This window comes from Micromonospora sp. NBS 11-29, from assembly GCF_002140155.1.
Lineage (GTDB): Bacteria > Actinomycetota > Actinomycetes > Mycobacteriales > Micromonosporaceae > Micromonospora.
Genome location: NZ_NAPR01000001.1, coordinates 5,729 through 14,522 on the forward strand (window position 1 = coordinate 5,729; position 8,794 = coordinate 14,522).

Below are 8,794 nucleotides of genomic sequence, written 5' to 3' on the forward strand. Positions count from 1 at the left end.
CGGTGAGGTGACCGCCGCGTACGTGGCGGGGGTGCTGTCCCTGGAAGACGCGTGCACGCTGGTCGCGGCGCGGGGCCGGTTGATGCAGGCGTTGCCCTCCAGTGGCGGGATGCTGGCGGTGGCCGCGCCCGAGGCCGAGGTGGTCGAGTCCATCGGCGGGCACCCGAGCGTGGGCGTCGCGGCGGTGAACGGGCCGGCGTCGACGGTGGTGTCCGGCCCGGTGGAAGCGCTCGACGAGATCGAGCGGGCGTGGCGGGATCGGGGCGTGCGGGTCCGCCGGTTGACGGTCAGCCACGCGTTCCACAGTCCGCTGATGGNCGCCGTGCTCGACGGGCTGACGTTCTCCGCGCCGCTGCTGCCGATCGTGTCCAACCTGACCGGTGCGCCCGCCGACGGCGACGACCTGCGTACCCCGGACTACTGGGTGCGGCACGTCCGCGAGGCGGTCCGCTACGCCGACGGGATCGCCGCGCTGGCCGCCGCCGGGGNCTGGAGATCGGGCCGGCCGCCGTGCTTACCCCGATGAACGCCGAGCTGCTGCCCGACGACACCACCGCCGTGGCCGCCCTGCGCGCCGGCGTACCGGAGGTCACGGCCCTGCTCACCGCGGTCGCCGCGTGGTACGCGACCGGTCGTGACCTGCACTGGCCGGCGGTGCTGGAGCCGCTGGCCGGCCCCCGTCCCGCCGCCCGTGACCTGCCCGAACTGCCCTCGTACGCGTTCCAGCCGCAACGCTACTGGCCCACCCTGACCACACCGGTCGGCGGCGCGGAACCCGACGACGGCGAGTTCTGGCGGGCGGTCCACGGCGGCGACCTCGACCGGCTCGGCATCGACACCGCCCAGCCGCTGCGGGACCTGCTGCCGCAACTCGACACCTGGCGCCGCCGACGTCGCCAGGACGGGGCCCTGGCCGGCTGGCGCTACCGGGTCGACTGGCACCGACGCCCGCTCACCGCCAGCGAACCGGGCCGCTGGCTGCTGGTCGCGCCGCCGCGCGAGACCGCCGACACGGTCGCCGAGGCGCTGCGCGCCGGCGGCGCGGACGTGCGGCTGCTCACCGTCGACCCGGCCACCGCCGACCGGTCCGGCCTCGCCGCCGAGCTGGCCCGGGCGGAGGCCGAGCACCGGCCGACGGCGCTGCTGTCGCTGCTCGCGCTCGACGAGGCGCCGCACCCCGAGCAGGACACCCTGCCGTCCGGGCTCGCGGCCAACCTGCTGCTCCTGCAGGCGCACACCGCCCGCGACGGCGGCACCCCGCTGTGGCTCGCCACCACCGGGGCGACCACCGCCGGCGAGGAACCCGCGGTCCGGCCGTGGCAGGCCACGAGCTGGGGTCTCGGCCTGGCCGCCGCCCTGGAACACCCCCGGCACGTCGGCGGACTCGTCGACCTGCCCGGCACGGTGACCGCCGGGACGGCCGCCGCGCTGCTCGCCGCGCTGACCAACACCGAGGGGGAGGACCAGCTCGCCGTCCGCCCCGCCGGGACGCTGGTGCGGCGGCTGGTCCGGGCCGCCGGCCCGGCCGAGGGCACGGGCGGCTGGACGCCGCACGGCAGTGTCCTGCTCACCGGCGGGGCCGGGCCGGTCGCCCGGCACACCACCGCCTGGCTGGACGCCGCCGGCGCCACCGTGGTGCCGCTGGACGAGCCGCCGGGCGGCAAGCTGGCCGACCGGATGGCGCAGCTCGCCGCCGACGGGCGGCCGGTGACCGGGCTGGTGCACGTGCCCGCCGACACCGGCACCGTGCCGCTGGCCGACCTCACCCTCGCCGCGCTCGCCGCCGATCTGCTCGCCACCGTCGGCGACCTGCCCCGGCACGCCGACGAGATGGACCAACGAGGGCTCGGCGCGCTGGTGGTCTGCTCGTCCACCGCCGGCGTGTGGGGCTCCGGCGGCCGCTGCGGGCAGGCGGCCGGCGACGCGCTGCTCCAGGTCCTCGCCGGCACCTGGCAGCGGGCCGGACTGCCGGTCACCTCGGTGGCGTTCGGTCCCTGGGCGGACGGCCTCGCCGACGACGACCTGACGCAACTGCGCCGCAGCGGCCTGCCCGGGATGGACCCGGAGCTGGCCGTGGCCGCGCTGCGCCGGGCCGTCGCCGACGGCGACCGGCTCGTCGTCGCCGACGTGCGGTGGGACCGGTTCGTGCCGGCCGTCGCCGCGGTCCGGGACCGCCCGCTCTTCGGCGAGCTGCCCGAGGCCCGGGAGGCGCTGCGCGGCCTGCACGCCGACCAGCCCACGGACGACGCCGCCTCGGCCGCGTTGCGCGAACGGCTCGGCCCGCTCGGCGACGCGGAGCGGGACGCGATCCTGGTCGACCTCGTCGCCGGTCAGGCCGCGGCGGTGCTCGGCCACCCGGACCCGAGCGTCCTCGGCCCGCACCGGGCGTTCCGGGAGGTCGGCTTCGACTCGATGACCGCCGTCGCGCTGCGCAACCGGCTCCGGGCCGCCACCGGGGCCGCGATGCCGGCCAGCGTGGTCTTCGACTACCCGACCCCGCTGGCCCTGGCCCGTCACCTGCGTACCCTGCTGGCACCCGACGGGGCCGCCGCCACCACCGGGCTGCTCGCCGAACTGGAGAAGGTCGACGGTCTCTTCGCCGCCGGTGCGCCGGACCAGCTCACCCGGCAGAAGCTGCTGGTGCAGATGCAGGCGTTCATCGCCCGCTGGGGCGACGACCGTTCCGCGCCGGTCGAGGAGCCGGTGACCCGTACCCTCGACGGGGCCAGCGACGCCGAGCTGTTCGATTTCATCCACCGCGAGCTGGGCGGGCCGGGCGGCGAATTCTGAACGCATTCCCCGCCGATTGTGGAGTCGGCGGCCGGGCCGGTCGTGGGGGCTTTGTGGACGCCGCCGCGACCGGCCCGGCACGGCCGGCCGCGCCGGCCCGGCCGCACAGGCTGCACGCCTCGCGGCGGCGTCCCAGCTAGGGGCGGCCCTAGGGGCGCCCTAGGGGTTGTGACCCGCCTCCGCCGACAATTACCTTCCTCACCGTAAGTTGAGACCTGGTGGGCGCGGGTCAATGCAATTCAGGTTCGCGCCGAACGGTATTGGGTCGCCTGTTGTTCCGGCCCGAAAAGGTGGCGCTGATGGCGACTGAAGATACCCTTCGGGAATACCTGAAATGGGTGACCACCGACCTCCACCAGACGAAGCGCAAGCTCGGCGAGTTGGAGGCCGCGCAGCGTGAGCCCATCGCCGTGGTCGGCATCGGCTGCCGGTTCCCCGGCGGGGTGCGCTCCCCGGAGGACCTGTGGCGGCTGGTCGACACCGGCGCCGACGCGGTTTCGGCCTTCCCCACCGACCGCGGCTGGGACCTGGAACGGCTGATCCACCCGGACCCCGACCACCCCGGCACCTCCTACGTCGGCGAGGGCGGCTTCCTCGACTCGGCCACCGAGTTCGACCCCGGCTTCTTCGGCATCTCGCCCCGCGAGGCGCTGGGCATGGACCCGCAGCAGCGGCTGCTGCTGGAGACCTCGTGGGAGGCGTTCGAGCACGCCGGCATCGACCCCACGGCGCTGCGCGGCCACCAGGTCGGCGTCTTCGCCAGCACCACCGGCCAGGACTACGCGGCGCTGCTCCAGACACCGCCGCCCGGCGTCGAGGGGTACGTCCTCACCGGCACCGCCGCCAGCGTGGTCTCCGGCCGGATCTCGTACGTGCTCGGCATCGAGGGACCGGCCGTCTCCGTCGACACCGCCTGCTCGTCGTCGCTGGTCGCGCTGCACCTCGCCGCCCACGCGCTGCGCCAGGGAGAGTGCACGCTCGCGCTGGCCGGCGGCGCCACCGTCATGTCCACCCCGGCCGCGTTCGTCGGGTTCAGCCGCCAGCGCGGGCTCGCCGCCGACGGCCGGGTCAAGGCGTTCGCCGCCGCCGCCGACGGCACCGCCTGGGGCGAGGGCGTCGGCGTCCTGCTCCTGGAACGGCTCTCCGACGCCCGCCGCAACGGCCACCCCGTGCTCGCCGTGGTGCGCGGCTCGGCGGTCAACCAGGACGGCGCGTCCAACGGGCTCACCGCCCCCAACGGCCCCTCCCNGGTGCTCCAGGCGCTGGCCAGCGCCCGCCTCGCCCCGGAGCAGGTCGACGTGGTGGAGGCGCACGGCACCGGCACCAACCTGGGCGACCCGATCGAGGCGACCGCGCTGCTGGCCACGTACGGGCAGGGCCGGCCGGCGGACCGGCCGCTGCGGCTCGGATCGGTGAAGTCGAACATCGGCCACACCCAGGCCGCGGCCGGCGTCGCCGGTGTGATCAAGATGGTGATGGCGCTGCGCCACGGCCGGCTGCCGGCCACGCTGCACGTCGACGCGCCGACCCCGCACGTCGACTGGTCCGCCGGGGCGGTGTCGGTGCTCACCGAGGCGCTGCCCTGGCCCGCCGGGGAGCAGCCGCGCCGGGCCGGCGTGTCGTCGTTCGGCATGAGCGGCACCAACGCCCACGTGATCATCGAGGAGGCCCCGGCGGCACCCGCCGCCGACCCGACGCCCCCGAACCCGGAGACCGCCGCCACCGCTGGCCCCGCCGCCGCGTCGGATGCCGCCGCCACGCCGACGGGCGGTCCGGCCCCGGTGGAGGCGGCCGGCCTGGTGCCGGTGCTGCTCTCCGCACGCGACGCCGCCGGCCTCGCCGCCCAGGCCGCCCGCTGGGCCGACTGGCTCGACGACGGCGCGAGCGAGGCGCTGACCGACATCGGCTGGTCGTCGGTCACCGCCCGGGGGGCGCTGGAACACCGGGCGGTCGTCCTCGCGGCGGACCTCGACGCGCTCCGCGGCGACCTGCGGACACTCGCCGCCGGCGGGGCCGCGCCCGGCCTGGTCGCCGGCGACGGGCCGCGCGGCGGGCAGCTCGCGTTCCTGTTCAGCGGGCAGGGCGCGCAGCGCGCCGGGATGGGCCGGGAACTGGCCGCCGCGTTCCCGGCCTACGCCGACGCGCTCGCCGAGGTGTGCCACGAACTCGACCGGCACCTGCCCCGCCCGCTCGGGCCGATCCTCGCCGCCGACCCCGGCACCGACGACGCCGCCCTGCTCGACCAGACCCGCTACACCCAGCCCGCCCTGTTCGCCGTCGAGGTGGCGCTGTGCCGGCTGCTGGAAACCTGGGGCGTCCGGCCGGACCTGCTGGCCGGACACTCGATCGGTGAGGTGGTCGCCGCGCACGTCGCCGGCGTGTTCACCCTCGCCGACGCGGCCACGCTGGTCGCCGCGCGCGCCCGGCTCATGCAGGAGCTGCCGGCCGGCGGCGCGATGCTCTCCGTCGCCGCCCCGCCCGCCGACGTCGACGCGCTCCTCGCCGGGGTGGACGGCCCGATCGGCGTGGCCGCCGTCAACGGGCCCGCCGCCGTCGTGGTCTCCGGCGCCGCCGACGCCGTCGCCGAGGTCGAGCGCCGCTGCGCCGACCAGGGGGTACGCGCGAAGCGGCTCACCGTCAGCCACGCCTTCCACAGCCCACTCATGGAGCCGATGCTCGCCGAGTTCGCCGCCGTGGTGGGCCGGCTGGAGCTGCACCCGCCGACGCTGCCGATCGTGTCCAACCTGACCGGCGAACCGGTCGACCCGGAGCAGGTCCGCACCCCCGACTACTGGGTGCGGCACGTCCGCGAGGCGGTCCGCTTCGCCGACGGCGTCACCCGGCTGCGCGCGCTCGGCGCCGGCACGTTCCTGGAGGTCGGGCCGAGCGGGGTGCTCACCGCGCTGACCCGGGAGACGGCCGGCCCGGACGTGACCGCCGTGGCGCTGCTGCGCCGCGACCGCCCCGAACCCGCCGCGCTGCTCACCGCGCTGGCCGAGCTGCACGTCGCCGGCGTCGCGGTCGGCTGGCGGGAGCTGTTCGCCGGCGCCGACCCGCGCCGGGTCCGGCTGCCCGGGTACGCGTTCCACCGGCAGCGCTTCTGGCCCGAGCCGCCCGCCCCCGTCACCGGCGAGGCCGGCGGCGCGGACGCCGACTTCTGGGCCGCCGTGGAACACACCGACGTGGACGCGCTGCGCGACCAGCTCGGCGCCGAGCCGGTGCGGACGCTGCTGCCCGCGCTGCCGGCCCTGGCCGCCTGGCGGCGCGGCCGGCACGACCGCTCCGTGGTGGACGGCTGGTCGTACCAGGTGCGGTGGCAACCGGTCCCGGTCGCCGAGGGTGACCGCCCGGCGGGACGCTGGCTGGTGCTGCTGCCCACGGCCGGTTCCGGCTGGGCCGACGAGCTACCCGCACTCGTCGACGACGCGGCGGTGCTCCGACTCGGCGACGGCGACCTGGACCGGGCGGCCCTCGCCGACCGGCTGCGCACCGCGATCGGGGACGCGCCGGTCGCCGGCGTGCTGCACCTGGTCGCCGGCCAGGACCGGCTGCTGCCCGAGCACCCCGGCGTCAGCGTCGCCGCCGCCACCACGCTGGTGCTGCTCCAGGCGCTGACCGACCTCGACCTCACCGCGCCCGTCTGGTGCCTGACCACCGGCGCGGTCAAGGCCGGCCCCGCCGACCGGCTCACCGACCCGGTGCAGAACCTGGTCTGGGGCCTCGGCCGGGCCGCCGCCGTGGAACAACCGCACCGGTGGGGCGGCCTGATCGACCTGCCGGCCGCGCCCGACGACGCCGTCCGGCGCCGCCTCGCCGCCGTCCTCGCTGGGGGCAGCGGCGAGGACCAGGTCGCGATCCGCGCCGGTGGCGTCTGGGGTCGCCGGCTCGCCCCGGCCCCCGCACCGGAGCAGCCGGTGGGCGACCGGTGGGCCGACGCGACCGTGCTGGTCACCGGCGGCACCGGCGCACTCGGCGGCCACGTCACCCGCTGGCTGCTGGAACGCGGCGCCCGGCGGGTCGTCCTGGCCGGCCGGCGCGGCGCCGACACCCCGGGCCTCGCCGCGCTGCTCGACGCGCCCGGCGCCGACGGCCGGGTCACCGCCGCCACCTGCGACATGACCGACCGTACGGCGGTCGCCGCGCTCCTGGACTCGCTGCCCGACCTGACCGCGGTGGTGCACGCCGCCGGCACCGACCAGCTCACCCCGCTCACCGGCACCACCCTCGACGAGTTCGCCCACGTCGTGGCCGGCAAGGTGCTCGGCGCGCTGCACCTCGACGAGTGCCTCGCCGACCGGCCGCTGACCGCGTTCCTGCTCTTCTCCTCCGTCTCCGGGACCTGGGGCAGCGCCGGCCAGTGCGCCTACGGTGCGGGCAACTCGCTGCTCGACGCGCTGGCCGTGCAGCGCCGCGACCGGGGCCTCGCCGCCACCGCCGTGGCGTGGACCGCCTGGGGTGGCGCGGACGGCATGGCCGCGAAGAACACCGCCACCGAGCAACTGCACCGGATGGGCCTGCCCACCATCGACCCGCAGCGGGCCCTGCTCGCCCTGGACCGCGCGCTGGACCGACCCACTCCCGGCGTCACCGTCGCCGACGTCGACTGGAGCCGCTTCCACCCGGCGTTCACGCTCACCCGTCCCAGCCCGCTGCTGTCCGAGCTGCCGCAGGTCCGGGCGCTCGCCGAGGCCGAGGCGGCGCAGGACGCCGCCGTGCCGGCCGGCGTCGCCGAGCCGCTGCGCCACCTCGCCGACCTGACCGAGGCGGAACAGGAACGGGAACTGCTGCGGCTGGTCGACGAGCAGACCGCCCGGGTGCTCGGCCACGCCACCGCCGACGACCTGCGCGGCCGGCCGTTCAAGGACCTCGGGTTCGACTCGCTGACCGCGGTGGACCTGCGGACCCGGCTCAACGAGGTCACCGGCCTACGGCTGCCGGCCACCCTGGTCTTCGACCACCCGACGCCGGTGGAGCTGGCCCGGCACCTGCGGGAGTCCGTGTTCGGCACCGACCGCGCCGCGCCGGCCGCACCGACCGTCACCGCCGCGCATGACGAGCCGATCGCGGTCGTCGGGATGGCCTGCCGCTATCCCGGCGGCGTGGATGGACCGGACGCCCTGTGGCGACTCGTCGCCGACCGGGTCGACGCGATCGGCGGTTTCCCCACCGACCGGGGCTGGGCGGTTCCCGCGCCGGACAGCGGCTACACCCCGGCCGGTGGTTTCCTGCCCGAGGCGACCGGGTTCGACCCGGCGTTCTTCGGCATCTCGCCCCGTGAGGCCCTGGCCATGGACCCGCAGCAGCGGCTCACCCTGGAGGCCGCCTGGGAGGTGCTGGAACGGGCCGGCGTCGACCCGACCGGCCTGGCCGGCAGCCGTACCGGCGTGTTCGTCGGCGCGTCCACCTCCGGGTACGGAACCGGGCTGACCGAGGTGCCGGAGGGCACCGAGGGCTACCTGATGACCGGCGGGGCGCACAGCGTCATCTCCGGGCGGGTGGCGTACACGCTCGGGCTGGAGGGCCCGGCGGTGACCGTGGACACCGCCTGCTCGTCGTCGCTGGTCGCGCTGCACCTGGCCGGCGAGTCGCTGCGTCGCGGCGAGTGTGACCTGGCGCTGGCCGGCGGCGTCGCGGTGATGGCCACCCCGGACACGTTTGCCGAGTTCTCCCGGCAGGGCGGCCTGGCCGGCGACGGCCGGTGCAAGTCGTTCGCCGCCGCCGCCGACGGCACCGGCTGGNGTGGAACGGCTCTCCGACGCCCGCCGCCACGGCCACCGGGTCCTCGCGCTGGTCCGCGGCTCGGCGGTCAACTCCGACGGCGCGTCGAACGGCCTGACCGCGCCGAACGGTCCGTCGCAGCAGCGGGTGATCCGGGCGGCCCTGGCCGACGCGGGCCTGTCCACGTCGGATGTGGACGTGGTGGAGGCGCACGGCACCGGGACGACGTTGGGTGACCCGATCGAGGCGCAGGCGTTGCTGGCGACGTACGGGCAGGGGCGCCAGA

Annotated in this window: 2 protein-coding genes and 1 pseudogene; all 3 read left to right on the forward strand. The window is 77.0% G+C overall.

Annotated features, from left to right (window positions below):
* Positions 1–31: 31 nt before the first annotated feature.
* Entirely contained in the window at positions 32–526 is a 495-nt protein-coding gene (locus tag B1205_RS00010; protein WP_254909586.1) for an acyltransferase domain-containing protein, read from the forward strand.
* The gene (locus tag B1205_RS00015) at positions 523–2,790 is read left to right on the forward strand and encodes a KR domain-containing protein (RefSeq protein ID WP_089153737.1); all 2,268 of its coding nucleotides are present in this window, start codon (positions 523–525) and stop codon (positions 2,788–2,790) included. Before B1205_RS00010 ends, B1205_RS00015 begins: the two co-directional genes overlap by 4 nt.
* Before the next feature lie 299 nt (positions 2,791–3,089).
* Positions 3,090–8,794 (forward strand): annotated as a pseudogene (locus B1205_RS00020) (type I polyketide synthase); the annotation flags it as partial.